Annotated in this window: 24 protein-coding genes and 1 pseudogene; 11 read left to right on the top strand and 14 right to left on the bottom strand. The window is 61.6% G+C overall.

Annotated features, from left to right (window positions below; genetic code table 11):
• Positions 1-612: 612 nt before the first annotated feature.
• On the bottom strand, positions 613-1,575 hold the full coding sequence (locus tag AC0CH3_RS17215; RefSeq protein ID WP_056025679.1) for an aldo/keto reductase: 963 nt from the start codon (positions 1,573-1,575) through the stop codon (positions 613-615).
• A 130-nt stretch (positions 1,576-1,705) separates the two neighbouring features.
• Between AC0CH3_RS17215 and AC0CH3_RS17210 the strand changes: the two genes are divergently transcribed.
• Together AC0CH3_RS17210 and AC0CH3_RS17205 are read left to right on the top strand one after the other, a co-directional pair.
• Positions 1,706-2,647, top strand: coding sequence for an AraC family transcriptional regulator (locus AC0CH3_RS17210; protein WP_465238100.1), 942 nt, complete (start codon positions 1,706-1,708; stop codon positions 2,645-2,647).
• The gene (locus AC0CH3_RS17205; RefSeq protein ID WP_156350694.1) at positions 2,571-2,846 is read left to right on the top strand and encodes a phosphate acyltransferase; all 276 of its coding nucleotides are present in this window, start codon (positions 2,571-2,573) and stop codon (positions 2,844-2,846) included. The genes AC0CH3_RS17210 and AC0CH3_RS17205 overlap by 77 nt, the downstream gene beginning before the upstream one ends.
• A 351-nt stretch (positions 2,847-3,197) precedes the next feature.
• On the opposite strand, the gene AC0CH3_RS17200 is transcribed toward AC0CH3_RS17205, so the two are convergent.
• Positions 3,198-3,779 carry a TetR/AcrR family transcriptional regulator gene (locus AC0CH3_RS17200; protein WP_056025673.1) on the bottom strand — a complete coding sequence of 194 codons (582 nt, stop codon included), beginning with the start codon at positions 3,777-3,779 and terminating at the stop codon, positions 3,198-3,200.
• A gap of 115 nt (positions 3,780-3,894) precedes the next feature.
• Here AC0CH3_RS17200 and AC0CH3_RS17195 point away from each other — a divergent pair, with 115 nt between their 5' ends.
• Together AC0CH3_RS17195 and AC0CH3_RS17190 are read left to right on the top strand one after the other, a co-directional pair.
• Positions 3,895-5,109: an MFS transporter gene (locus tag AC0CH3_RS17195; protein ID WP_056025670.1), complete on the top strand. Its 1,215-nt coding sequence runs from the start codon at positions 3,895-3,897 to the stop codon at positions 5,107-5,109.
• Between the two features lie 30 nt (positions 5,110-5,139).
• Positions 5,140-6,117: an alpha/beta fold hydrolase gene (locus AC0CH3_RS17190; protein ID WP_465238099.1), complete on the top strand. Its 978-nt coding sequence runs from the start codon at positions 5,140-5,142 to the stop codon at positions 6,115-6,117.
• Between the two features lie 149 nt (positions 6,118-6,266).
• Here the strand turns inward: AC0CH3_RS17190 and AC0CH3_RS17185 are convergent, their stop codons facing one another.
• Complete coding sequence (locus tag AC0CH3_RS17185) at positions 6,267-6,860, bottom strand: transposase (protein WP_465238098.1); 594 nt, start codon at positions 6,858-6,860, stop codon at positions 6,267-6,269.
• Between the two features lie 206 nt (positions 6,861-7,066).
• Here AC0CH3_RS17185 and AC0CH3_RS17180 point away from each other — a divergent pair, with 206 nt between their 5' ends.
• Complete coding sequence (locus AC0CH3_RS17180; protein WP_056025664.1) at positions 7,067-7,432, top strand: hypothetical protein; 366 nt, start codon at positions 7,067-7,069, stop codon at positions 7,430-7,432.
• 98 nt (positions 7,433-7,530) lie between these two features.
• Here the strand turns inward: AC0CH3_RS17180 and AC0CH3_RS17175 are convergent, their stop codons facing one another.
• From AC0CH3_RS17175 to AC0CH3_RS17165, 3 genes are all read right to left on the bottom strand, one after another.
• The gene (locus AC0CH3_RS17175; RefSeq protein ID WP_056025661.1) at positions 7,531-8,157 is read right to left on the bottom strand and encodes a class I SAM-dependent methyltransferase; all 627 of its coding nucleotides are present in this window, start codon (positions 8,155-8,157) and stop codon (positions 7,531-7,533) included.
• 100 nt (positions 8,158-8,257) lie between these two features.
• On the bottom strand, positions 8,258-9,235 hold the full coding sequence (locus AC0CH3_RS17170) for an SDR family oxidoreductase (RefSeq protein ID WP_465238097.1): 978 nt from the start codon (positions 9,233-9,235) through the stop codon (positions 8,258-8,260).
• Between the two features lie 194 nt (positions 9,236-9,429).
• Complete coding sequence (locus tag AC0CH3_RS17165; protein ID WP_056025654.1) at positions 9,430-9,690, bottom strand: hypothetical protein; 261 nt, start codon at positions 9,688-9,690, stop codon at positions 9,430-9,432.
• 400 nt (positions 9,691-10,090) lie between these two features.
• On the opposite strand from AC0CH3_RS17165, the gene AC0CH3_RS17160 reads away from it, so the two are divergent.
• On the top strand, positions 10,091-12,490 hold the full coding sequence (locus AC0CH3_RS17160) for a membrane-bound PQQ-dependent dehydrogenase, glucose/quinate/shikimate family (RefSeq protein ID WP_465238096.1): 2,400 nt from the start codon (positions 10,091-10,093) through the stop codon (positions 12,488-12,490).
• A gap of 271 nt (positions 12,491-12,761) precedes the next feature.
• On the opposite strand, the gene AC0CH3_RS17155 is transcribed toward AC0CH3_RS17160, so the two are convergent.
• Positions 12,762-13,241 carry a GFA family protein gene (locus AC0CH3_RS17155; protein ID WP_056025648.1) on the bottom strand — a complete coding sequence of 160 codons (480 nt, stop codon included), beginning with the start codon at positions 13,239-13,241 and terminating at the stop codon, positions 12,762-12,764.
• 106 nt (positions 13,242-13,347) lie between these two features.
• Positions 13,348-14,433 (bottom strand): catalase family protein, encoded by a 1,086-nt coding sequence (locus AC0CH3_RS17150; RefSeq protein ID WP_056025645.1) that lies wholly within the window; start codon positions 14,431-14,433, stop codon positions 13,348-13,350.
• Between the two features lie 172 nt (positions 14,434-14,605).
• Here AC0CH3_RS17150 and AC0CH3_RS17145 point away from each other — a divergent pair.
• The 5 genes and pseudogenes from AC0CH3_RS17145 (at position 14,606) to AC0CH3_RS17125 (ending at position 19,969) form a co-directional block, all read left to right on the top strand.
• A pseudogene (locus tag AC0CH3_RS17145) lies at positions 14,606-14,835 on the top strand (DksA/TraR family C4-type zinc finger protein).
• A 221-nt stretch (positions 14,836-15,056) separates the two neighbouring features.
• Positions 15,057-15,665 carry a (2Fe-2S)-binding protein gene (locus AC0CH3_RS17140; protein WP_056025642.1) on the top strand — a complete coding sequence of 203 codons (609 nt, stop codon included), beginning with the start codon at positions 15,057-15,059 and terminating at the stop codon, positions 15,663-15,665.
• Entirely contained in the window at positions 15,665-16,684 is a 1,020-nt protein-coding gene (locus AC0CH3_RS17135; protein ID WP_354304368.1) for an FAD binding domain-containing protein, read from the top strand. The genes AC0CH3_RS17140 and AC0CH3_RS17135 overlap by 1 nt, the downstream gene beginning before the upstream one ends.
• On the top strand, positions 16,681-18,834 hold the full coding sequence (locus tag AC0CH3_RS17130) for a xanthine dehydrogenase family protein molybdopterin-binding subunit (RefSeq protein ID WP_056025636.1): 2,154 nt from the start codon (positions 16,681-16,683) through the stop codon (positions 18,832-18,834). Before AC0CH3_RS17135 ends, AC0CH3_RS17130 begins: the two co-directional genes overlap by 4 nt.
• Before the next feature lie 952 nt (positions 18,835-19,786).
• Positions 19,787-19,969: a hypothetical protein gene (locus AC0CH3_RS17125; RefSeq protein ID WP_082446317.1), complete on the top strand. Its 183-nt coding sequence runs from the start codon at positions 19,787-19,789 to the stop codon at positions 19,967-19,969.
• 202 nt (positions 19,970-20,171) lie between these two features.
• On the opposite strand, the gene AC0CH3_RS17120 is transcribed toward AC0CH3_RS17125, so the two are convergent.
• From AC0CH3_RS17120 to AC0CH3_RS17095, 6 genes are all read right to left on the bottom strand, one after another.
• Entirely contained in the window at positions 20,172-22,052 is a 1,881-nt protein-coding gene (locus tag AC0CH3_RS17120; protein ID WP_056025630.1) for a sensor domain-containing phosphodiesterase, read from the bottom strand.
• Positions 22,053-22,309: 257 nt separating this feature from the next.
• Complete coding sequence (locus AC0CH3_RS17115; RefSeq protein ID WP_056025627.1) at positions 22,310-23,545, bottom strand: hypothetical protein; 1,236 nt, start codon at positions 23,543-23,545, stop codon at positions 22,310-22,312.
• A gap of 213 nt (positions 23,546-23,758) precedes the next feature.
• Positions 23,759-24,277, bottom strand: a complete 519-nt coding sequence (locus AC0CH3_RS17110) for a hypothetical protein (protein ID WP_353454039.1) — start codon at positions 24,275-24,277, stop codon at positions 23,759-23,761.
• Between the two features lie 48 nt (positions 24,278-24,325).
• Positions 24,326-24,670 (bottom strand): hypothetical protein, encoded by a 345-nt coding sequence (locus tag AC0CH3_RS17105; RefSeq protein WP_156350693.1) that lies wholly within the window; start codon positions 24,668-24,670, stop codon positions 24,326-24,328.
• Positions 24,671-24,779: 109 nt separating this feature from the next.
• Positions 24,780-25,406: a hypothetical protein gene (locus tag AC0CH3_RS17100; RefSeq protein WP_056025618.1), complete on the bottom strand. Its 627-nt coding sequence runs from the start codon at positions 25,404-25,406 to the stop codon at positions 24,780-24,782.
• 1 nt (position 25,407) lies between these two features.
• On the bottom strand, positions 25,408-25,905 hold the full coding sequence (locus AC0CH3_RS17095; RefSeq protein ID WP_056025615.1) for a hypothetical protein: 498 nt from the start codon (positions 25,903-25,905) through the stop codon (positions 25,408-25,410).
• Positions 25,906-26,100: the final 195 nt, after the last annotated feature.

The raw sequence follows: 26,100 nt of genomic DNA, 5'->3' as shown, positions 1-26,100 counted from the left end.
CGATAGAACCCGCCTCGACGAGGAAATACCTCGAAGTGCCGATGGTGGCATTGCTCGATGTGATAAAGACAACGAAAGCCGAGCGTCGTGCGAAGCGGCCGCTTATCTGACCGCGTTGAAATCGACAGGCCTCATGCCTCGCTTCCTAGCCACCGTCAAAGCCGAGCACCATTGAAGTCGGTCACGACTATCGCTTGCCGAGATCGAACCGCAGTCACGGACGAGGAGATGCAAAATCCAGCGCGCAGGAATGGTCGTCGCCGGTTGCTTTTTGCCGCCGCGTTTATCCAAATCTTTTGATTTTTTCCGCCAAGTGTGAGCGGTTGCCACTAAGTCGGGCCATTCTCAAAATTCGATCCCATTCGAGACGGCCTCCCATGTCCCGATCGCGGTTCGTTTGTGGGAATGACTCAACTACCTGTTTGTCGGTTACGGATTGGCAAGAATCTGCAGCGTGGGTTCACGGTAGACCTCCCCCTGATAGCAGACCTGCCACCATATTCGGGAAGGCGTTGAAAAACCCAAATACGGTCTCGGGAGGGGTTCACTTTTGATCCTCCTTTTATTGAGTATGGGCTGGTCGGTTATCGATCAGCCCATTGTTGCTCGGCATTAGATCCAGGTCGGCGCAAGTTCTTTGGCATAGCGCTCGCCGAAACCGCCCTCAGGCAGGATTTCCGTGATCCTGGCCAAGTCTTCTGCCGACAGCGCCAGATCAGCGGCACCGACGTTTTCCACGACGCGTTCTGCCTTGCGGGAGCCCGGGATCGGTACGATGTCGTTGCCCTGAGCGAGCAACCAGGCGAGCGCCAATTGCGAAACGGTGGCGCCCTTCGTTGTCGCAAGCTCTTTCAACTGCCGAACGGCTTCGACGTTCTTCTCGAAATTGCCGGGCTGCCAGCGCGGATCGCCCCGACGCATATCGCCCTCTTCATACTTGGCGGCCGGCTTGACCGCACCTGTCAGAAAGCCGCGACCGAGAGGCGAGTACGGGACGAGGCCAACACCAAGCTCGCGCAAGACCGGGAACAGGACTTCAACATCGCGCTCGAACACCGAATATTCGGTCTGAAGCATCGCCACTTCCTGCACGGCGTGCGCCTTGCGGATGGTTTGGGGACCAGCTTCGCTCAGCCCGAAATGCTTGACCTTTCCCTCGGCGATCAGGTCCTTGACCGTGCCGGCCACATCTTCGATCGGCACGTTCGGATCGACCCGGTGCTGGTAGAGCACATCGATATGATCGACTCCCAGATAGCGCAGGCTGTTCTCGGTGACTTCGCGAATGTGCGCGGGCCGGCTGTCAGCTTCCCATGACGGGGTGAAGCCGAACTTGGTGGCCAACACCACGTCGTCTCGGAAGCCTTTGACAGCACGGCCGATGAACTTCTCGTTGTCGCCCCAGCCATAGACCTCGGCCGTATCGAAGAACGTGACGCCGAGATCATAGGCACGACGGATCGTCGCCAGCCCGGCCTCCTCGTCGGCGGAGCCGTAAGCCAGATGAAAGCCCATCGCGCCATAGCCGATGGCAGAGACTTCAGGACCGTTCGTGCCCAATTTACGTTTTTGCATGACCGCACCTTCTAATGTGTCAAAGAAATCTGGGTCGCGGGCGGCATTTCCGCCATGCCTGATCGTCCCGATAAGTTGCCTGATCCCGCCGGGGCATTGATCTTTTCAGGCAACTGATCCTTGATAAGACATGGATAAGCTCGATGAAATCCGCGCGCTGGCGATGCGTTATACTGATGCCAAACATCCCGGCATGTCGCGGCTGAGCATATACAGCGTCATCGGACCGACCGAGTTGAGTGCCCTGGTCTATAATCCGACGGCGGTCATCGTTCTGCAGGGAACCAAGCGGACGATTATCGGCGATCAGGTGTTCGAATACGGCCCCGGACAGACCATGCTGGTCGCTGCCGAGATCACTGCAATGGGTCAGATTATAGAAGCGTCGCCCGACAAGCCGTTTCTGGCGATCGGTCTCAATCTCGATCCAGCCGTAATCATGAACGTGGTGCTCTATCTGTCCGAAACCCGGGAGTTGCAGATGCAGCCGGGCTTCGCTTTCAGCGTGGCCAATGTCGAGCTGATTGGCGCTTGGCAAAGATTGCTGGCACTGTACGAGCGCCCAGAGGAAATTCCGGTTATGGCGCTCCACCTGGAGCGTGAGCTGATGTTTCGGCTGATGTTGAGTCCGCACGCTGAGATGTTGCGTCAGATTGCCGGCGTCGACTCCCGATTGTCGCATATTCGACAGGCTATGGCGTGGATACGTGAGCACTACACCGAGCCACTCAGCGTTGAGGATATGGCCGCCGTGGCTGGCATGAGCGCGTCCGTGTTCCACCGACGTTTCAAGGCGGTTACAGCTCTAAGCCCGCTGCAGTACCAAAAGCACATCCGGCTTCAGGAAGCGCGCCGTCGCCTGGTTTCCAGGGGTGCCGACGCAGCTTCTATATCGTTCGCTGTCGGCTATAAGAGTAGCTCGCAGTTTAGCAGGGAATACAAACGCCTCTTTGGTGATACGGCAGCAGGCGCCCGATCTCGCCATCGATGGCGAGATGCACGCCGACAGCGCGCTCAACGCCGCGATCCGGGCAAGAAGCGTCAGTCGATCGACACTCGACGGGGCAGCTAATCTGCTGGTCATGTCATCGCTCGACACCGCTAACGTTGCGCTGACGCTCGCGACGTCGATCACCCGTGGGCTGCCAATCGGACCAATGCTGCTCGGCATGTCAAAACCTGTGCACGTCCTCGTTTCTTCGACGACAACGCGCGGCATCGTCAACATGACCGCCTTGGTTGCCAGCGACAGCGTACAGGTGGACGCTTGATGCAGAAACAGGAGCGCCTTGGCATGCAAGATATCCATTGAAGCGGGGCCAGATTGTCAGCACTGGCGCGTTGACCGGTGTCCATAGGATAGCCATCGGGCAGATGTGCTCGGCCCGATTTGCCAACCTTGCTACGATCGACTGCGTTGTAACATCACGGCCAGCGAACCAATAGGCCGCGATTACAAAGAGCCCGGCCGTGGCGGTACTCTACCTCCAGCTTAGATCGGACACTTGGCAAACCTAAAGCTTTTCGAAATCGTATCGATTCCGAGAATGCCCGCGCCGTCTCGCTTGCGGTTCCTAATTGGGAAAACCGTTTCAGGTGGGCCTTGGCTATCTATCATGTGGCTAGCAATAATTTAGCGCCTTCGCTGCCGTCTCCGTGACAGCAAGTAGCCTTGCCTCCTTCCATCCCTCCCGCGCAGCGGCCGACAGGCCGAGCATGGTCATGGCAACGTAATCCGCGATACGCTCAGGCGCTTCGCTGTCGGACGCTTTAAGAAACACTCGCACTCGTTCGCGATTTTCGGTTGCGATCTGTGCAGCCGCGATGCCCCAATCTGTTGTCCCGGCCTTGGCATGTTCGAGGATAAGGCAACCACGCCGCTGCGGATGGGCGGCATACGCACGCGCCGCAGCGCGTAGCATATCGCAGAGCGCCGTCGTGGGGGCGATACCTGGAACCAGAAAGCGATCCAGCGGCACGACGGTGGCCGAATAGAGCCGCAACGTATCCTTGAAGAAGGCGGTCTTGCTGCCGAACGCCGCGTAGAAGCTCGGCGGGGTAATCCCGATCGCCTCGGTCAGCGCGGCGACGCTGACGTTCTCATAGCCGTGCTCGTGAAAGAGATGTTGTCCGACCTCGACCGCTGCGTCGAGAACGAACCCGCGCGGCCGTCCCCGCTGCCGCTTATTTTCGTTAATGATCATTACATAACCCCTTGCATCGCTGGATCATATTTGTATAGCGGTCATTAAGTTAAATAGCCATGCCCCGGATCGTTGAGGTCTGAGAGCAGGTACGAACTGTCGAATAAGGACAATCATGCCGCCTTCCCCCTCGCTAGGCCTCGTCGAAACCGGGGCGGTGCCGCGTACCGCACTTCCTGCCGCAGCACTGTCAGGCCTCGCCGCCAGTGGCTTCCTGTGCATCGTTACCGAGACGCTTCCCGCTGGCTTGCTGCCGCAAATTGCCTCTGGCCTGCGAATCTCTGAAGCAATCGCGGGACAACTTGTTGCGGTCTATGCTCTGGGGTCCTTGCTCGCGGCGATTCCGCTTACCAGCTTGACCCAAGGCCTTCCCCGCCGGCCGTTATTGCTCGGTACCATCATCTGCTTCGTTGTCGGGAACACGTTGACGGCATGGGCAGGGTCTATCAGCCTCGTGCTGGTCGCGCGGTTCGTCGGCGGGTGCGCAGCGGGGCTCGCCTGGGGGATTCTCGCGGGTTACGCGCGCAGCATCGTACGTCCGGACCAGACCGGCCCGGCCATGGCGCTTGCCATGGTTGGCGTGCCGCTGGCGCTCTCGCTAGGGGTGCCCTTGGGGACCTTCCTGGGTGGTCTGGTTGGTTGGCGCGGGTCGTTTCTGGTCCTCTCCGCGCTCAGCGTCGTGCTGATCGGCTGGATCATCGCAAAAGTGCCCGATGCTCCTGGCCGGACGGCCGATGATCGTCCGTCGCTACGCCGGGTCATAGCCACGCCGGGAGTCGTGCCGATTCTGCTCGTCATCCTAACCTGGATGACGGCGCACAACATCCTGTACACCTACATTGCGCCGTTCGCGACGGCTGCGGCCGTTCGGGTCGATCTCGTGCTGCTTGCATTCGGTGTCAGTTCGCTGGCCGGCATCTGGACCGTAGGGCGACTGGTAGATCGGATGCTCCGTGTGCTGGTACTGCTTGCGATCGGATCGTTCGCGGCGGTCGCGGTGCTCCTCACGATTGCTGGCGGACAGGGCATCGCCGTCTATGCGGCGGCCGTCATCTGGGGCCTCGGCTTTGGCGGTGCCGGAGCGATGATGCAGACGGCGTCGGCAGACGCGGCCGGTGATGGCGTCGATCTGGCGCAGGCGATGGTGACCACGGCGTGGAACCTGGCGATCGCGGTCGGCGGTGCGCTCGGCGGTGCGCTGCTCACGACGGGAGGGACCTCGCTGTTGCCGCCCGCTGTCGCGGCGCTGGCCCTGATAGCCTTTCTCATCGCGCTGGCCGCACGCCGTTTCGCCTTTCCACCCGGTCACCGCGCGCCGTCAGGCCGCTGACCGCTCCTTTTTTGAGAACGAGGTTCAGACATGAAGCCCTACAGCATCTCCTTTGCGCTTGCTGCACTCGCTATGACAGCGACGCCGATCCAAGCCGCGCCGCGTGCGGTTCTACCCGCCGCGCATGAAGAATTTCCGATTCCTGATGGATTTAGCGGCGGTTACGTAACCATTGACGGCGTGAAGCTGCATTTCGTGCGCGGCGGTCGAGGCCCGCTCGTGCTCCTCGTCCACGGTTTTGGGCAGACATGGTATGAGTGGAACCGCCTCATGCCGAAACTTGCCGGGCGCTATACGGTGGTGGCGGTCGAGCTGCCGGGTCTTGGCCTGTCGGAAGCACCTCGCACGTCTTACACCGGCGTCGACATTTCCGACTATCTGTACAAATTCGCCAAGCGTTTCAGCCCGGACAAACCCTTCTATCTGGTCGCGCACGATATCGGCATCTGGAACAGCTATCCAATGGTCGCGCGTCACCCCGCCGACATCGTCAAGGCCGCCTTCATAGAAGCGACCGTACCCGACGACACGCTCTATTCGCTACCCGCGTTCGTCGCGACCGGTGAGGCACCGGGCTGGCACCATAGCTTTTTCGCAGCCGACGATCAGTTGGCGGACGCGATGGTGAAAGGCAATGAGCGGCTGTTCCTGACGCACTTCATTCGCCATCATGCGAGCAACCAGGCGGTGTTCACCGATGGGCTGATCGATCGCTACGTTCGCTCTTATGCAAAGCCGCAGACGTTCCATCACGTGTTCGAATATTACCGTGCGTTACCCCGATCTATCGTGCAAAATCAGGCACTGGCAGCGAGTAAGCTGACCATGCCGGTTCTTGCCGTTGGCGGGGGTGGCAATGGCGGTTTCGGCGTCAGTCAGCCGGAAAACATCCGACGCTACGCCACCAACGTCGAGGCGCACGTGCTGCCCGGGTGCGGTCACTGGGTTCCCGAGGAATGCGCGCCGGCGCTGGACCCACTAATTACCTCGTTCCTGGCTCGACCATGACACCCGATGCCAGCATGGCCGGCAATGTACGCGGGATCGATCACATTGGGATTACGGTGCCTGACGTGGAAGCGGCGACCCGGTTTCTAAGTCAGGCATTCAACGCAACCGTCGTTTACGATACGGTAGCTGATGGTCTACCGCGCCGGTTAGCCGAACCGCGCGCGACCCGGGCGCGCCGACCAGGCTGCAGCAGGATCGGTTCGCGAGACACCTTCGAAATCCTTCGAGCCACCAGGCTTCGTGCTGACACTGCCCTGATCGCTCAGCCACTCCCGGACGGGACGACCGCCGTTTGCCACATAGGGCAAATAGCCGGGCACGGTCTTGCGCTGCCAGCACGCGTCAGCTTCGATGAACGAGGCGTCGATCGCGGCGTCCTTGCCTCCGACCAGACCCTCCCCGATGCAGCGGCGCACCGTGGCGTCGAACAGCTGCCGGAAGACGCCGGCGTCGCGAAAGCGTCCATGCCGGTTCTTGCTGAATGTCGAGTGGTGCGGAACCTTGTCTCCCGGCGTGAGACGGCAGAACCAGCGATAGGCAAGATTGTAGCGCAGCTCCTCACACAGGCGCCGCTCGGACGTGATCGCGTAGATGCGGCCGATCAGGGTCATGCGGATGAGAAGTTCGGGGTCGATCGACGGCCGACCTCGCACGCTGTAATGACAGGCCAGCGCTTCTCTCAGTTCGGCCGTGTCGAGACACCGATCGATGCGGCGCAAGAGGTGGTCTGCGGGCAACATGGCTTCTATAGTGCGACGGGACGCCCCTTCCCGCCCACCGCGACAGGCTGGTCCCATCATAGCGGCGCTCCTCACGGTAGGAGTGAAACGAAGGAGCACCCCGGCATGTCCGGCATTTTTCAACAGGCCCGATCGTTTGTGAGATAGGCTCGGACGCCGGAACCCTCGTCTATTCTGCCGCGCTATAGCCATGAAGGAGAGACGGCATGGACGACCAGCGCGTGTGGGAATTTGAAGGTAGCCTATGGGATGCCAGCGACGAGCATTACCAGAACCGGATCGACGAGGAGATCGTCATGGTCCTTCCTCGTCCGCCTTATGTCTTCCAGGGCCAGGACGCGAAGGATGCGGTCAAGGCTACGCCCGATTGGGATACGGTCGAGTTATCGGATCGACGAGTGTCACGCCCTCAGGAGGGTCTGATCGTCGTTGCCTACACAGCGCGATGCACGAGCGGCGACGAGAAGTACGAGGCACACTGCACCTCGACTTTGCGCATGCGGGGACACGACGATTGGCTGGTCGTTCAACATCAGCAGACGCCACCCTTGACCGCCAGCGTCGAGGCCTGACCACTGAGTCGCCGTTGCGCCTGATACGTACCTGTAACAGCCGCGACGGTACTGAACCGGAAGTCAGCGCCCTCATTGCTGGTGTGATCCCGACAGCCTCAACTGCGACCGGTTATCGCGACCAATGGATCGCCCAGGCGACCGTCGGCGAGTAAGGATGCCGTGACTCCGCGAAAACCCGCCGTCTCGAGATAGAGGCGGACAAGCGAGGCGTGGCCCTGCGTATCGAGAGCGCGCCAGACCGCCACGGCCTTGGTCGGGAAGCACCGGTTCGAAAAGCTTATGATGACGCGGCCTCCCGGCTTCAGCACACGACGAACCTCGCGCAGTACCGCCAGGGGGTGTTGCAGATATTGAACCCCGACACAGATCAGTACGGCATCGTAGCGCGCATCCTCTTCGGACAGGTTAGGCACATCGTTCAGGTTCTGGACGAACCAGCGATCGAGGCGCGGGTTGGCCGTGAGTTCCTCTGCGTTCATGCCGTGGCCGACGACCTCAGCATAGGCGACGTCGTCCGGCAGGTGGCTGACCCAGCTCGACATGAGGTCGAGCACCCGCCCGCCAGCGGGGATCGCATCACGGTATAGGCTGGTCAGTGCGCCGACAGCTGTCTCGTCGATGTGCGTGACTAAACGCGGGGGCGCATAGAAGCCAAGGTCGTCGCCATCATCCTGTCGGTCGAAGGCCTGTGCCGGCAGTCCCAACTCGATCGCTTCGGTCACGCGATGAACCCTTGCCGATTACATCCGCCAATATTTGAGACCACAGCGTCCATTCGTAACCGTATGCCCGAGCGCACCGCGAGATAGCGATCGTCCTCAATCACCGGCGAAGGCCGAGCCATACACCGACCCCCGCAAGGCCTAGAACCGCCATACTGCCAGCCGCGGCTGCCACCTTGCGCCCCCGTTGTGGATCGCGTCGGCCGCCATCAGGCCCGGCGGGGACGCCCGGTTCGAACAACACCCCATCGTTGTCGTTACCGTCGGCAGCACGGGCCGACCAGGAGTCGAGAAAACCGCTCATGATCGCCGCCAGCAGGTTCGGCGCCGCGAACTCGCCGAGTTTGAATGCGATTGCCGGTGCGCCGACGGCGGTAAAGTTACGAGGGTGCGTGGCAAGCCGCACGACTGCCTTCGCCACCGTCTCTGGTGCGAGCGAACCTGGGGGCAACGAGAGTCGGGCACCTGTATAGTTACCGGCGTGATCGACGCCGGGTGTATCAACAAAGGTCGGGCAGACGTCGCATATGTGGATATGCGGGCGCTTCGACACCTCACCGCGCAATGCGGAACTGAATCCGCGCAACCCGAACTTGCTCGCCGAATAGGCCGCGGCATAAGGCGTAGCGACAAAACCGCCGGCTGAGATCATGTTTACCCAAGTGCCGTGATCCTGCGCGAGGAAGATCGGCAGTACGGCATGGACGTCGTTCATGTGGGCGACGAGGTTCACATCGACGACACGGGCGTGATCCGCGATCGGGACGTCTTCGTACCGGCCAAGCACACCGACGCCTTCACAGCTGAACCACAGGTCAATGCCACCGAGCAGATCGCGCGCCTCAGCGGCGAATGCGGCCACTGCGCCTGCGTCGGTGCAATCTACCGGTCGGACGACTGCGCTGCCGCCAGCTTCGACGCAGCGCTCCGCGACGTTATCCAGCCCGTCTTTGCCTCGTGCCCCCAAGACAAGCCGCGCTCCCGTTTTGGCGAAAGCCACCGCCGTTGCCGCGCCGATACCGCTCGATGCACCGGTAATCACTACGCGCCGTCCGGCCAGGTTACGGCCAGCGCTCATCGGACGATGCTCAGGGCGGCTGCCTCACCTACGGGAAGACAACGCGGGCGCGTTAGATAAATTGTCCTATCATCATGCATAGACACCCAACGTCCCGGAGGCCTCGGGGTGTCCACCCGACGGCGCACGATGTTCCTCGAAATACTCTGAGGATGATCAGTTCGGATTGGTGTGCGGTTCCTTTGGGCCGTCGTTCAAAGACCTGAGCTGCGCTTCGCGAGTTGGGTCGCCACCACCGCCATGGGGAACTGGCACATCGATAGGCTGTTCGGCGTCGCACCACCGCTAAGCTTTCCCGATCCGCTCAAGACATCCGCGGCATCGGCACCGCCTCGACCCCCGCCACCACGCGTTTTGGTGATGTGCGCATCGTCTAAAACGGTCGCAGCGCTATCCGCGTCGTGCGGCTCAGGCTTCACGTCGTTGGGTGCAACGTTCGGCTGTTCGGTCGTCATGTCGATCTCCTCTGCTCGCTCTAAAACCTTTCAAGCGGGGCTAGTTTCCCATTATCTCAACGATCTGAGTGCTTTTCGAGAAAAGATAGCCAGCGCCGAGAATACCGTCTCGTCCCGCCCAACCCAATGCCGAGCGTCCGCAACACAACAGAAGCGATTGCGAAACTATTCAACTTTCCGGTTGTATATGATGAGCCGGAACAACCCCCAAATGTGTTTGGTCGGCTCGCTCGGGGATTTTGCCAAGGGCGGGCTGTAATCCCTACGGGTATCACAGCCAATGTAACAAAAGTTTCATCCAGACGTCTCGATTTATCTGGCGCGACCGGTTTACGGTGCCTTTTGCACCGCCTCCCTAAATACCGTTGCTATGGGGCAGGCATGATGCGCGGAGCCGCTAATGACCCACGTTCGCCACCCTGCCCGATGGCCCCATATCCTGGCCGTCATCATTGGCGTCGTAGGGCTTCTCAACCTTGTTGGCGGTGTGTGGCTCGCAACGTTGGGCGGCAGCCTGTTTTACATCTTTGCTGGGCTTGCCATGCTGGCGACGGCGGTGTTGCTCTGGCGCAGACGTGTACTCGCTTTGCACGTGTTTGCCGCGCTGGTGCTCGGCACGGTAATTTGGGCATGGGCAGAGATCGGCGCCGATTGGTGGCCGCTAGTGCCACGCGGCGACCTGATCTTCATCTTCGGTGCGTTGCTGGCCCTGCCTTGGACGGTTAAGCGCCTGACACCAGGCGTTTCATGGACGCGTGGTGCTGGTCCGCTGACCCTGGCACTAGGCATAGCCATAGTGTTCGGCGCTGTCTCACTGACGTGCGATGTGCACAATCTCGACGGCAGCCTGCCGGGGCCACGCCACGCGCTTGCCGCGAACCTCCACGGCGTGCCTGATGACGATTGGCAAGCCTATGCGCGCAGCTGGTACGGCGACAAATTCTCGCCGCTTACGCAGATCACGCCAGCCAATGTCGGCAATTTGAAAGTCGCCTGGCAACTACGCACCGGTGACATGAAGCGCGACACCGATCCCGGTGAGACGACGTACGAGATGACGCCGATCAAGGTTGGGGATACGGTGTATCTGTGTACCCCGCATAACTGGGTCATCGCGGTCGACGCCGAGACCGGCAAGGAACGCTGGCGCTTCGATCCGAAGATCGCGACATCGCAGAAGAACATGCAGCACCTCACGTGCCGCGGTGTCTCTTACTGGGATAGCACGAAGGCGGGCGAACCTAGCGCTACAAGTGTCGGCGACTGCCCACAGCGCATCATCCTGGCCACGAATGACAGCCGGCTCATCGCGCTCGATCCGCGAACGGGTTCGCTGTGTCGCAGCTTTGGTCAGAACGGCACCGTCAGCCTGCTGCCAGGTCAGCCGCACTACAATCAGGGCTGGTATCAGGTGACCTCAGCGCCACTGGTCGCAAAGGGGCTCATCATTACTGGCGGCGCAGTGTTCGACAACATCGCTACCAAGGTACCTTCCGGCGTCATCCGGGGTTACGATGCCGCAACCGGCCGGCTCGTCTGGAACTTCGATCCCGGCAACCCGTCCGACACGGCACCGCTTGGCACCGGCAAACAGTACACGCCGTCGTCGCCCAACAGCTGGAGCACGCCGGCAGCCGATGAAGCGCTCGGGCTGGTCTATCTGCCGATGGGCATGGGGGCGGTCGATCAGTGGGGCGGCAACCGTCCTGCTACCACCGAGCGATTTGCAACTTCGGTCCTCGCGCTCGACATCGCGACTGGCCGACCGCGCTGGATCTATCAGACCGTCCATCACGATCTGTGGGACATGGACGTGCCAGCGCAGCCAGCGCTGGTTGACCTGACACTGCCTGGCCGCGGCAGAGTGCCGGCGCTGGTCCAGTCGACCAAGACCGGCAATCTGTTCGTGCTTGATCGCCGGACTGGCAAGCCGATCTTCCCGGCGCCCGAACGCGCCGTGCCAGCCGGAGCCGCGCCCAGCGATCACACGTCGCCGACCCAACCCTTCTCTTCGGTATCGCTGATGCCAGCACCGGCACGTGAGACGGACATGTGGGGCACGACGATGCTCGACCAGCTCTGGTGTCGGATCCGCTTCAAGTCGCTCGATTATCGCGGGCCGTTCACGCCACCTTCGCTGAAAGGTTCTTTGGTCTTCCCAGGAAACTTCGGTGTCATGGACTGGGGCGGCATCTCGATCGACCCGGTGCGACAGGTCATATTCGCACATCCAAACTACGTGGCGTTCGTCGACCGACTGGTGCCACGTCGCGACGATAGTGGTGGCCCCAACGAACGCGGGCCGGCCGGCGGATCGGATCGGCGCGGATCGCAAGAGCAGGGCTATAATCCCAACACAGGCGCACCATTCGCGGTCGACATGAACCCTTTCCTGTCCTTTGCCGGTCTGCCCTGTCAGGCGCCGCCCTGGGGCTATGTCGCCGGCATCGATCTGACCACGGGCAAGAAGGTCTGGGAGCACAAGAACGGTACGATCCGCGACGAGACGATCCTGCCGCTGCCATTCAAGATGGGGGTGCCATCGCTTGGTGGGCCGATCACGACCGCAAGCGGTGTAGCGTTCATGGCTGCGGCAATCGACAACTACGTCCGAGCTTACGACACGCGAACGGGTAAGGTCTTGTGGCGCGCCCGGCTACCCGCTGGTGGTCAAGCAACGCCGATGTCGTATCGCTCTACCGCGAGCGGTAGGCAGTTTGTTGTCGTGGTGGCGGGTGGCCATGGTTCGCTTGGAACGAAGCTCGGCGATCACGTCATCGCGTATGCGTTGCCAAAGTAGAAAGTTCGAGCGCGCGCAGGCATTGGTGGCAGTTCGGAGCCACCAATGATTTGCACGTCGGCCTCTAACAACTACCACTTGCACGACAAACGGCCGATCCCTTGACTGGAGCACGTTGACGCCGCGTGCTCCGACGAAACGACCGCAGGATGACCGACTAGGCGCTTTCGCTACGCCCGCAGCGCCAATGATCACCTCGGCGGGGTCCTAATCGTCCTGTGCCGCGACGTAGTGGCCTTTGGCAGTAAAGAAAATTATCTCCTGCGGCCGATCATGCCACCTTGTCGATTATGCCCGACGAACGGAAAGTCTTCACGATCTCGGTCGGATCATCGAACTCCTTCTCGTAGCTGTGCGGTACGTCGAGCTTTGCCCAAGGCATCGAACTTCGGACGAAGATCTGAGCGACGGGTTTGACCCACTCTGCGTCGTCAAGGGTCGAGGGACGCACCACGACTGTATCCGGAGTTCCGTCCGTTATCGTCTGCGTCCACACTGCGCACGTGGGACACCGATATGCGCGACTCTCGTTTCCGCTTTCGGCGGTCTTGGTGATGACGACTGGTTCACCCGTATGGGAAAAGCCGTCCTTGTCTACAGGCATGCCCAGCGAGAAGGCACTCGACGTCTGCTCCTGGCAGTCCGTGCAATGGCAAGCCATCACGAATAGCGGCGCGTTCGTGATGCGGTATCGGATGCCCCCGCAGCGGCAACCGCCCGTGATTGCGTAAGTCCCGTCAGCGTCGCGCATTGATAAATCTCCTTGACCTTCCAACCGCTTAAGAAGCCAAATCGTTCACCAAAGGCATGAGCAGGTCGACCATCACTTCAGTTTGCCTGCCAGCGGGGCCAAATGCCTATGGGATCGTAGGTTCTTCGATCCTGATGCCATTGGCTTGCCCACGATATTCTCGAGCTGCAGCGTAGGCAGGCTTCCGAGCACGCATGATCGATCCCAGCGGCCGGTGCGCGGCCAAACCGATCCAAGGGTTAAACGCTAACCCGCTTTCGATCTCGGCCCACAGCTCTTCTGACCATGACTGCTGTGGGGTGGCAGTAACGCGGGCTACCGCGACGTAAGGACTTTCGTGCTCGGGCCATTCGGTAGCGGAGTCTTCGACAGGCATCGCCTCGATGTCCGTCGCCAACTGAACCCTTAACTCCCATACTGCTGGAAGCGTGGCAAAGTAGCGCTGGATCGACTCTCGGATTGCGTCGGGATGGCCGGAAACGTCAAGTGACTTGCCAGATAGTGCGACCAGCTCGGTCGCCACGGGTGCAAGAACCACCTTGGCAAAATAGTCACCGTGGAGGATCGCTGCCTGCGAATAGAAGTTGTCACCGAGTAATTCGGTGGTTGCTTGGCCGGCAAGCGTGGTCAATGTTGCCGATTTTAGCCCGACCTTCTCCAGGCCAGCATTTGTCGTACGCGAGAGAACAGAGAGCGCTTCTTTGACCGGCTCGGCATGCCCCGTAGTGGCGGCCAATATCTTCAATTGCTTTAGAAAGCCGGCAGCAGTTGCCACTTGAAACGATGGCGAATTACCGAGAACGTAGTTCTGCGTCGTATCGCTTTCGCTTCCGGGCAAACGTGCTCCGCTTACCCCTAACACCTTCAGCGCCACCCCGCGCGGGGTCGAAACATTGTCGTCGAGCACGTCGCCTGGTGTCGTGCTGAAACGCAGAATGGTATCGTATGTAGCAGGTCTCTCGAACAGTCCCTGCGCGAGAGATGTCGGAAGATCGGGGAGCACCTCGAACCTGGCTTTAAGATAGCCGTGAGCTTTGGCGTGTACGGCCCGGTGAGCATAACCTGTATCTGCGTGCGTCTTGCGCTGGATCGCTAGCATCGCGTCGGTAAGGCCGCGCTGCGTCTCAACCTCGTCATCCGGCACGTTTTCGAAGCTAGAATCGAAGCGAAGCGGAAAATGGGTTTTGCTCATTCACTTGAAACGTTCTGGGATCGTCCCTGGACGCATAACTTCCTCATCCAACAGTGTATTTATGCTTCAGCTGGTATGCGACATTCATGGCGTGAGTACGAACCGTTCCTACATGGTGAAGGACAACAGCAGGGGACGATAAGCGGCCGGTGGATGGAGCCGAGACGGCGCGGTGCAGACCAGATTGATGATACCATTACCGATGCCGTTCTGGCGGCCCGCGCGCAGATGCCGGCGGGTGAAAGCCGACTTACCTGCACCTTGTGTGGGGACGACATTCCCGAAGGGCGCCGACGCGCGCTACCGGGCGTACACACCTGCGTAGCCTGTCAGAGCGGTCGGGACCGTCCCGTGGCAACCGGCATGAACCGACGTGGGAGCAAGGACAGCCAACTGAAATAGTTTAGGCACCCCGCAGGGTTGTACCCTTCTCACAACTGCGTCGCCTATCGACGAGGTCAGACTCCTACGAGAATATAAGCGAAGCTTCCGGAGCTGGCCCCTTTAGCTGCCGCAAGCGTCGATGGCAGCAACGACTGCCTGACCCATCTGAGCGCTTTAGCTAAGCATCTGTTTCGGCTACGAATGCCTGGCGAGGCAAGCGCCCGTCCGGAGAGATGTTGATGGCTGATATGGATCACTTCCTGGGCGTGCCGCTGACGCGGCGCACCGCACTGGGTGGTACCGCCGCGCTTACAGCGTCTAGCCTTATTGCTGAGAGCGATCCGGCGGTCGCAGCACAGCTCGCCAAGCCTGTGGGCGTCCGATTGGCGATCCGGACGACGGTCAACGGCAAGGCGGTACCGGTAGAGATCGATGTGCGGACATCGCTGCTCGATCTCCTGCGTGAGCAACTGCATCTGACTGGCGCCAAGAAGGGCTGCGACCATGGCCAGTGCGGCGCATGTACCGTTCACGTCGACGGTCGGCGCGTAGCATCCTGCCTCACGCTAGCAGCCAAGGTCGACGGACGTGCCGTGACAACGATTGAAGGGCTTGCCGATGGCGAGACGCTGCACCCGATGCAGCAGGCCTTCATCGACCACGACGCGCTGCAATGCGGCTATTGCACACCGGGACAGATCATGGCGGCAGTGGCGTGCGTGCGCGAAGGCAACGCCACATCGAAGGACCGCATTCGCGAATATATGAGCGGCAACATCTGCCGCTGCGGCGCCTATGTCGGCATCGTCGCGGCGATCGAGCAGTTTGCGGGAAGGGAGAAAGCCTGATGCGCCCCTTCACCTACGCACGACCCGAAAGCGCCGTAGCGGCAGTCCAGGCCTTCACAGCCGCGGGAGCCGGTGCCCGCTACATCGCAGGCGGCACCTCGCTCTATGACCTGATGAAGCTCGACATCGAGAAGCCTCAGCACCTGATTGACGTCACCACGATCCGAGGGCTCGATGGAATTGAGACGGACGGTGAGCGGCTACGCTTCGAGGCGCTCGCACCGATGAGCACGGTCGCGACCGACAAGGTCGTGCTGCGCGACTATCCCGTCCTTGCCGAGGCGTTGTGGAAGGCTGCCTCGCAGCAGTTGCGCAACATGGCGACGGTCGGCGGTAACCTGCTCCAGCGGACCCGCTGCCTTTATTTCCGCAACGGCGCAGGCGGAACATCGGTCGGCAACACCTACCCTTGCAACAAGCGGGAGCCGGGTTCGGGTTGCGCGGCAATCGGTGGACTCGACCGCGGCCAGGCCGTGCTAGGCCAGAGTTCGTCATGCACCGCCGTCTCGCCTGGCGACTGGCCCGTCGCGCTCGTCGCGCTCGACGCCTATGTCGAAGTGCTGGGCGCCAGCGGTAGCCGCGCGATCCCGATTGCCGAACTCTATCGTCTACCGGGCAGCACGCCGAACCTGGAGTTCACGCTGCAGCCAGGCGAGATGATCACGGCGATCGTCGTGCCAAAGACGAAGGCAGGCCGGCATTCGACGTATCACAAGATCCGTGACCGGGAGAGCTACGCCTTCGCGCTCGCCTCGGCAGCGGTCGCGTTGGAGATGGATGGTGACACCGTGACGCGCGCTCGGATCGCACTTGGCGGGGTGGCGACCAAGCCATGGCGGGCGACCGCGGCAGAAGCGCTGCTGGCTGGTAAGCCTCTGACCCCGGCGACCGCACTGGCGGCAGGGCGAGCCGCCTTCGCCGATGCCAAAGCTGGTAAGCAGAACGGCTTCAAGATCGAACTCGGCGCGCGAACCGTTGCCGACGCCCTGACTATAGCCGCAGCGAGGAACCGGTCATGACCGCCCCCTTCCCCAACCGCCCCCGTGCCGATGCCCGCGAGAAGGTGATGGGCGCTGCCCGCTATGGAGCCGACCATCAGGTCGCTGGGCTGCTGTACGCCATGCAGGTCCCGGCAACCATTGCGAAGGGGCGGATTGCCTCGCTGTCGGTCGATGCAGCGATGCAGGTGCCGGGCGTTATTCGCGTGCTGACCGCGACCGACTTTCTGCCGCCCCCTCCTGCGACCCCTGGCGCACCGCCCCCGCCTGCGACGCTCACGGCCGACATTGCCTATCGCGGCCAGCCGGTCGCACTTGTCGTTGCCGAGACGCTCGAGGCCGCGATCGAGGGCGCCGAGGCCATTCGTCCGACCTACACAACAGCACCCGCGTTCACCTCGCTCATCGAGCAGCCGGGGATGGTGCGCGAAGCCGTCAAACCGGTGACAGCGGGCGATGCGACGCAGGCGATGGCGCGCGCGGTAACCCGGCACAAGGCGGACTATGTCTCACCGCCACAGCACCATAACCCGATCGAGATGCTGTCGACGACGGCTGTATGGGAAAACGGGCAACTTACCATCTACGAAAGTACGCAGAGCAGCAGCAACACTAAGGGTGCCGTAATGCGGAATATGCGCCTGACGCCCGAGCAGGTGACGGTAAAAAGCCCACAGATCGGCGGGGGCTTCGGCCAGCGTGGCGGAGCACAGAGACAGACCGCTCTGGTTGCCCGCGCTGCAATGCTGCTCGGCCGACCGGTCAAACTCGTCCTGCCGCGCGGGCAGATCTTTCATAACGCGACCTTCCGGCCAAAGAACCGTCACCGGATCGAGATCGGTGCGGATGCCAGCGGCAAAATGATCGCGGTGCGCTACGACGCCGATCAGCAGCAATCGCGCGAAGGCCAGTTTCCGCCTGACTACCATGAGTCCGTACCCATGCTGTACGGCATCGAGAACTACCACGGGACCGCCGCCAATCTGCGGATCGATACGCAGGCGCCAGGCTATATGCGGTCGCCGACACCGCATCCGTCGTGCTTTGCCTTCGAAAGCGCAGTAGACGAACTTGCCCTCAAGCTCGGCGTCGATCCGGTCGCCTTCCGACTGCGCCACCGGGCGACGACCGATCCGATCCACGGCCAGAAACTCTCGTCCTGCTATCTATCGGAATGCCTCACGGAGGGCGCACGTCGTTTTGGGTGGGAACGGCGTAGTCTCCAGCCGGGATCGATGACGCTGCCCGACGGCACGCAGGTCGGCTGGGGCGTAGCATCAGGCGCCTATCCGGGCTCTGCCCATCCTAACATCGTTACTCTGCGTGTGAACGCAGACGGCACGACCCGGTTTGCGGCTGCGGGGCATGAGATGGGCCAGGGCATCCGCTCGACCATTGAACAGGTTCTCGTACGCGAACTGGCGATCGATCCTTCGAAGCTGGAGATCGCTATCGGCGACACCAGTGTAGCGCCACAGCATACGACAGCGGGATCCTGGGGCACTGCAAGCGTCGTGCCGGCAGCGGCAGAGGCGGCCGCAAAACTCAACGCTGCCATGGCCGAGCTGTTGGCGGGGCGTCAGGTGGCGGGCAATCTTCACCGACAGCTTGCGACTGTACGGCGTCCATCGCTTCAGGTTGAGGTCGAGCATGTTGCGGTCGACCAGGGTCCGAAAGATCTGGCGACACTGCGCAAGGGCGGCATGGCGCTGGTCGGGCCGGATTATTCGACCTTTACGACCTACAGCTACATTGCCCACTTCGTTGAAGTTCATGTCGAACCCGGCACGCGCCGCGTCCGCGTGCCGCGCGTCGTCAGCATCGCCGATTGTGGACGGGTGATCTCGCCGCGCACGGCCGAGAGTCAGGTTCGGGGCGGCGTGATCTGGGGCATTGGTGCGGCGCTCCGCGAAGCGACTGAAGTCGATCCTCGCTATGGTGGGTGGCTCAACAACGACCTTGCCGACTATGTCGTGCCTGTGAATGCCGACATCGGGTCGATAGACGTCGGCTTTATCGATCGACCGGATCCTCTCATCAATGCCCTTGGCGCAAAGGGGCTTGGCGAAGTTGCCATGACGGGCTGTGCAGGCGCCATTGCCAATGCCATTCATCATGCGACGGGCAAGCGGCTGCGTGAGATGCCGTTCAGGATCGAAGATCTTCTGTAATCGAACCGAGGCGGAAGACCGCGGCTGAGACGGGAAATCACATGCCTCCGACGTGCCGAGCTACATCAAAAGCCCCTTAAAGCATCGGACCTTGTTGGATGTACGTACTTCCTCTCGCTGCGGCCGCAGCCCTCATGCAATCGCCGGTTGCCACCACCGCGGTTAGGCCCGGCACGATAGCGATCGTGGCTGCTGATAGTCCGACTACGTCTCCCGCTATCACGAGAACGTTCACGGACGCCGTTCAGCGAACCCTGCTTCGAACACCATTCCTGCCCCTACCCGACCCAAACCACAGCCTTTATGTCGCCAAGGTTGAGGTATCGCAGACCCAGCGCGGCGTTGTCCGGTCCGGCAACGACCGATCAGACCGGCCGGGCATGGCGGCCGGGCTTGGCGGCCTGTCGCTGACTTTGCCTTCGGGGAAGGATCAATTGCGCGGACTGATCGTAACCCGTCTCAAGGTGACGGTATCGCTGCGCCGCGACAATCACGTCGTGTGGACGGGGCAGGCGACCACGGTGCGCGCTAGTGGCACCCGAACGGGCGAGCCCTCAGTTGTCGCTACGGCGCTGTCAGACGCCCTCCTGACGTGGTTCCCTCGGCAGCTGCCGGGACCGCTGTCTGTTCCGTAAGGCTCCCTGAGCTGATTTACGTATTCTCGGTTGAAGGTCGTCGCTGGTACGGTTGTTTTATGCGGTTCTCCGCGTTCGCCTGCGCCAGTCGCTCAGTCAGCTCACCCTGACTGGCCATTGCATCCCATGCTTCGGCCGATCTTAGATGACGCTCTCGGACACGAGGTAGCGGAGACTGCTCCGCTGCTGATCGTTCAAGGGTGGCCGCGTTACGGTATGACTCGGTTTGAGAAAGGTTCATAGGCAAACCTATAACCGACACGCACGGTTTTCGTTTGTGCGAATTCAAGTTTCCAACGATTTAAAGGACATGCGAGATGGACGTGAATGCTGAGGGCGAAGATACTCCTTCTGAACGCGCCGAGATCCATTTTCTTGCGGCGCTCGTCGACGAACTCATGCGTAAGATGCTGACGGCGGGCGTGGTTTCGCAAGCTGACCTGAATGAGATAGAAGCAGCGGTAGCAGCACGGACCGGAGCTGAGCCTAGAGCTTGGTAGAACACCGACCATGTGGATTGGCGCCGAAAAGGGACCACCGGAAAGGTTTGACCACGCCGTTGTATCTGGGTCGAAGCTTACCGTGCAGGGGTCCCGATCAACGCCGATCGGGACCCCTTCTTCATCCATACGTTCGAGGAGATTATAGGTAGTTGGCTCGCGTAATGCTGGAGTCCCTCTTCCAAAGCAGATCCAAAAAAAATTAGCCCACGCCTGATCGCGTCGCTATCGGCGCTCGCGCAATGCCCTGCGCATGCCCGAGGAGAAGGGCGGTTGTCGTCTCGCGATTGACTGCAGGCGAGAAGATGTACCCCTGCCCCAAGGCGCAGCCGATCGCGCGAAGCTGTTCGACTTGCTCTTCAGTTTCGATCCCCTCGGCGACGATCCTGATGCCCATCTTTCTCGCGGTACGGATCAGGCCTTCGACGATGGTCACGCTGACACCGTCTGGTTCCAGGTGGTCAACGAACAGTTTGTCGATCTTGATGACATCGACGGGAACGGTGAGCAGGTGCGTCAGCGATGCGAAACCCGTTCCGAAGTCGTCCAGCGCGACCCGTATGCCGTCAGCCCGTAATGCCCTGATCGCTTGCTGAATCGCTTGGTCCCCGCGGCCCATGTACACCGTCTCGGTTACCTCGAGAATGACGTGATCGTGAGGGACCCGCTCGCGCTCGAGCGCTGCGGAGAGAACCTGTCCTACGGCACCGCCACTCAAATCCGCAGACGAGACATTGATACCAACGTGCTGAAAGGGAATACCCAAATCCAGCCATCGACGTAGGTCAGCCGCTACCAAGGTCATCATCCTGGCAGTGAGCGAGGTCGCCACCTGTGCGTCGGCAGTCGCCTCATGAAAAGAGGCAGCCGAGACCAGATTGTCGCCGATGCGCATGCGGCAAAGCGCTTCCAGGCCGACGATCTCGCGCGTGTCTAATCGGAAGATCGGTTGATAATGGACCTCGATCCGGTCCTCTCGCAAAGCCGCACTCAGGTCCCTGATTGCGCCCATACGCCGCGTCATGTTCGAGCGGAGCCCTGCCCAGTATCGTACAAAACCACCACGACCGGTTTCCTTGGCGTGGTAGAGGGCAAAGTCGGCATTCTGCCGAACACTCCCAACCCCGGCGTCGTCCGATGAGAACGTAGCGCCTCCGATGGTAGCGCGAGGGACGATGCTATGCCCGCCGCAGTCGGCAGCAACCGAGAGCGCGCTTAGAACCTCATCCGCGATCTTCTCTAGGTCACGAAGGGTATCGGTAGCCTGGAGAATGACAGCGAACTCGTCGCCACCGACGCGAAACGTTCGCCCGGGGCTGACTGCTGCTGAGATCCTGTCGCTGGCGATCTGAAGAAGCTCGTCACCCGCATGATGCCCAAACGTGTCATTCACGACCTTGAGATTATCGAGATCCAACACGAACAGCGCCCAACTGCCAACCGCAGCGCCTTCGAGTTTGGAAAGTGCGGCATGATAAGCGGCCCGATTGGGGCAACCGGTCAAGGCGTCGGTAAAAGCCCGTCGTTGGTGCTCGAGGACACGCTCATGTCGCTCGATAGCGATTTGCGTGAGGTTAACGCAGTTAGCCACCACCTCGCGTTCGAAGGCCGTCGGTCCGCGGGCGTTACGATAACAAAAGGCAAATGTCGCGATCGCGCGACCGTCTGCATCACATATCGGACTGGACCAGCAGGCGCGGAGCCCGTGGGGAAGTGCGAGGTGTTTGAACTGCGCCCAGCGGACGTCGGTCTCGATATCAACGACGGTAATTTCTGTTTTCAGATAGGCCGCAGTTCCGCAGGAGCCGGCTAACGGGCCGACAGACAAGCCATCCAAGGCTTGGGAATATACTTCCGGTAGGCTCGGGCCAGCTAGCGGATGAAGCAGGCCTGCCACATCGACCGTTAATACCGAACAGATTACCTCCGGGAGGATCCGCTCTACCTCCGCACACAGCATGGTACACGTTGGCGCCAGCCCAGCACCCTTGGCAATCATCTTCAGAATAGCATTCTGAAGATGAAGCAGGACACTCACTGTATCATTGCCTCCTTGATACTGAGATTCTCCAGAAAGGCTCATGGAGCGGGAACCTATCAAATCGCTGGTTTAGATATCTTTAATGCGATAGTCGACAAGGACTCTAATACTGCCCGTGGCGGTTTTATCTCAGCCCAATTTGACTATATTTAGATAACTGGCCAGCATCTGAATGGCGATCATATGTTTTCTAGATTAACGGTTAGCGGATTGGTCGCGAGACTCAACGACGAATACAGTGTGCCCATCCATCGCGAACTCAACCCGACACCCAAATAGGCTGCATCGGTTTCGCAAGTTCAAGCTCTGATGCGAGACAATACGCGCGCTGCGACATTGCTCCTGGCTGCAAGCTTGCGCCCATAGCGTAGCGCGGTCGACGGTGAAGACCATCGCAGCGCCTGTGCAATGCCAACGCCGTCCTCGCCGGCCGCAAACAGATCTTGCGTCAGCCCTACTCTCAGCGAGTGGCTTGATAGCGCCCTCGCCGCCTCCTCAACCTTCGCGATCGGCATCTCGACCAGCCCCTGATCGAACGCGCTGAGCGCCACGCGCCGATAGATCCCGTTGACGCCCTGCCGGCTCAGCGAGGCCGTACCGACCGTGTAGACGGCGCGCGCCGGCTCGGCCTTCTTGCCACGGAGCTTCTCCTGCCAGTGCCGCGTGTGCCCCGGTATCGCCTCGTACGCCATCGGCGGAACTGCGGCGCGTAGACGGCGCCGATCGACCCCCACGCGCCGAAAGACGGGCCCCTCGGTGATGGTACTCGCCACTAGCCAGGCGCCGACCCGGCGCATCGTGTCCGCGGACAGCCAGCCCCAGGCCCCCTGCCCTTCCTGATCGGTTTTGGATGATGGAATGAAAAGGAGCGCCGAACCATCGCTGTGCGGATCGATGTGCGCGACGGTGACGGCGACGAGCTCGCTGACGCGCAATCCCGCATCGTAACCGAGCGACAGCAGGGCGGCATCGCGCAACCCCTGCAGCTCGCCGCCACAGGCGCCTAACAGCGCGGTCAGCGTGAACCCCTTGGTATGGGGATCTAGCGAGGCCCCGAAGCGCAACGGGGCCGCCTGGCGTTGGGCCGCACCACGACGCCGGCGCAGGCCCTTGAGCGCAGCGCGGACCATCACGTGGCTCGTCGGCGCGTGCCCCCTCTCCTGCAGGCCTGACAGGGCGTGTGCGGTGGCCAGGCTGGCAACCCGCCGGGCCACCGTGGCGGGCTTGGCGCCGCGAGCCTCGAGCATGGTAATGTAGCGGACCAGGTTTTCGGGCTCGGCGGGCAGCGGCGCGATACGGGTGTCTCCACACCAGCGCAGATAGCAGGCCAGGTCCGACGCCAGCGCCGCCTTGCTCGCCGCTGCCATAGCGCCGAGCTGCGCCGCAAAACCGATCTCGCTGACCGGGACACCTTCAGCCGGCAGCGCAAGACCCAGCAACCGGGTAACGCGGACATCGATCGGCTCGACGATCCCCCGCCGCGTTCGGACCGGCAGCCCCTCCCCGTCTGTGCGGTAGACGACGATCTCGCTCATGCGGCGCCTGCCGGCTGGTCCAATTTACCCTGCATTTCGCCGTTGTAGCACATCGCTGTAGTTACCATAATGTCCGATTATGGTAAGTGCTTCGGCGCTCTCTGAAAACCAAGCAAACAGAGTAGGCGTCGTCCGCATTGAGCATCGAGGTCACTACGAAATCTAAGTCTGAGGCGGGGCGTTAGTAAAGCCGCCCCGCCCGCATTTCGGTACCTATTGACCGGCTCGTGCTTTGCAACAGGCTCGAACCACATCAGCTGCGGCTCGCTCAAGCCCAGCCGCACGATCGGTCCACCGGTCGAACGGTGCGATGAGCGACACCCAGATCCCATCGGGGCCGACCGTGAGGAACAGGTCCTGGTGCTGTGGCACGAGGTGGAGCTGCCCGTCCAGGTCGCGGAAGAGACTGAGGTCAGGCAGGAGGATCGGCCCGGTGGTCGACCTGAGGGCGACGTCGACCCGCACCGGGTCGAGCGTCTCGGGGTAGAAGCCGTGACGCACGAGGAGCGTATCGCGATACTCAGCCGATCGCAGCAGCGCCTCGTCGAAAACGCGGACGCTGACCGGGGTGGCGGCCAGCACGACATTGTGGTCGAGGCTCTCAAGGGCGCCGGCGGGCAAGCCGGTGTTGCCGCCGAGCGGGTAGTAGGTTTCGCCGCCGAGCGCGGCGAGGAAATAGTCGAGCAATGCGTTCGACGTGGACGGCAGTGGTTCGTGGAGCATGCGGTGCATGACGGTAGGCCTTCTTTTTGGCGTGATCCCCGAACCGACTGGTTCGGATCAGGCCCGTTCGCTTTTCATCGCGCTTCCCGGGCTTCGCCTGCCTGTCCTGCCGATCCCTTCCCCTTTCCGCGGTCGCGGCAGCGTGCAGCGATCCCTACCGTTCCATCCGGTCCGATCGCCGAGAAGGGCGTAGCCCCAGCGGTCGAGCAAACGGGCGCTGTCCGCCACGGTGAGCGGGCCAGCTTCGCCACCGACGCCAGGACAATAGGAGTGCATCATGGTCACCAAAGCATGGCCATCGGCGCCAAGCGGCTGCCGCTGCCACCACTGACCGAGCACGGCAGAACTGAGCAGCAGCATGGCGGCGAAGCGGAACACCATGGGTGGATTGCGCGCGATCATCGTCTTTTCTCCATCGGGCTTGTTGCCCCATCGAGATCATCCAGCGTCTCGCCACCGGTATCCGGATGCCGGTGGTGCCGATTGCCGGAGGCGCTCGGAACCCTCATCTTCAAGCCTCCGGCCTACGACGCCATGCCTCGCAGAAGTCGAGCCATCGCTCGGCCCAGGCGCCATGCTCGCTTTCGGCGAGGTCCGGATGCAGCTGAGCCCATCCGCACGCATTATGGATACGGCTGAGCACGACGATGTGAGCGTGCGGCGCTTCCGCGGCGAGTTGATCACCGGGCGCGTGCAGCACGGCAAGGCTGGTGAGCTGCCTCGCCCGTGCCAGATGCAGCATGGCCCAGGTGGTCACCTTGTCGAACTGATCGTGCAGCGGTTCACCGCGAACGAACGGCAGCGTCAGGACGGCAGCGAGCAACCGCTGATGCTCGGGCACCGCCTCGTCATAATCGGCGAACAGGCGTTCGAGCGACACCGGGTCTGCGACACCCGGCGCGAGCAGCAGTCGGTGATCCCGAGCAGTGGTCGGCATGCCGCAGCGGGTTTGCGGGCTGGTCGGTCCGGGCTCGATTGGGTTCATCTTGGCGAATGCGAGCCGCGACAGGCTGCGCTCCTTCCCCTTGGAGCGGGGACGTAACAGCGCGTAGCCAAGACCCGTCACGCCCGGCTGGCGCACATCGAACATCATGTCCGACGCTTCGCTGGGGCTGGCCCAAACCTGGAGACGGCTCATATCAGCGCCCCGCCATCAAGGCCGCAAGCGCGTCGGCGCCGAGCGCGAACCCATCTTCGCGCTCCTCGTCGCTGCTCCACGGTGGCACCTCACAACCGCGCAGCCCTACGCTGAAGAGGGCAAAGACGGTGTCGTCCGGATGATTGGGGACAAAATGCGCCGGTGCCGCTGCTCCGAGCCACAGCCGGGTAGGCGCCGACCAGAACAGGCGATGTCCATGCAGACCGACCGTAAAGCGGGCACGCCTTGCATCGGCGCCATCTGCTCGCGCCATCAGCGCGTCGCACCCGAACGCCGCCATCACCTCGCCCACGGCGGCGGCATCGCTGCCGTCCGACAGGGTTGAGGGCACAAGTAGCAGCCGCGCAGTGCGCGCGTGGAGGTAGTTGCGAATCTTCAACATCGGCACGTCGACGTCCGGTTCGAAGCGCAAAGCCGCCAAGCGTGCAACCATGAGCGCTGCCGCGATGGCGGCAGCCTCGTTCGAATAATGGTTCATTATGTTCGTCTCTCTAGGGAGCAGGCGCGCGGGCTGTTCGCGGCGCCTGTCAGGGATCATTTCACCTTCCGGTTCAGCCGAAAGGCTCCCCCCACCCTCTCTTCACTCGTCTCTGGGTTAACGTCATGCCGCTGCCGTGCAGCCGGCTCATCGGTGCGTACAGATCGTCTTGGCTTGTAAACTGGCTCGCCTAGA

It is taken from the genome of Sphingomonas sp. AC449, assembly GCF_979253475.1.
This window is presented reverse-complemented; position numbering and strand designations above follow the sequence as displayed.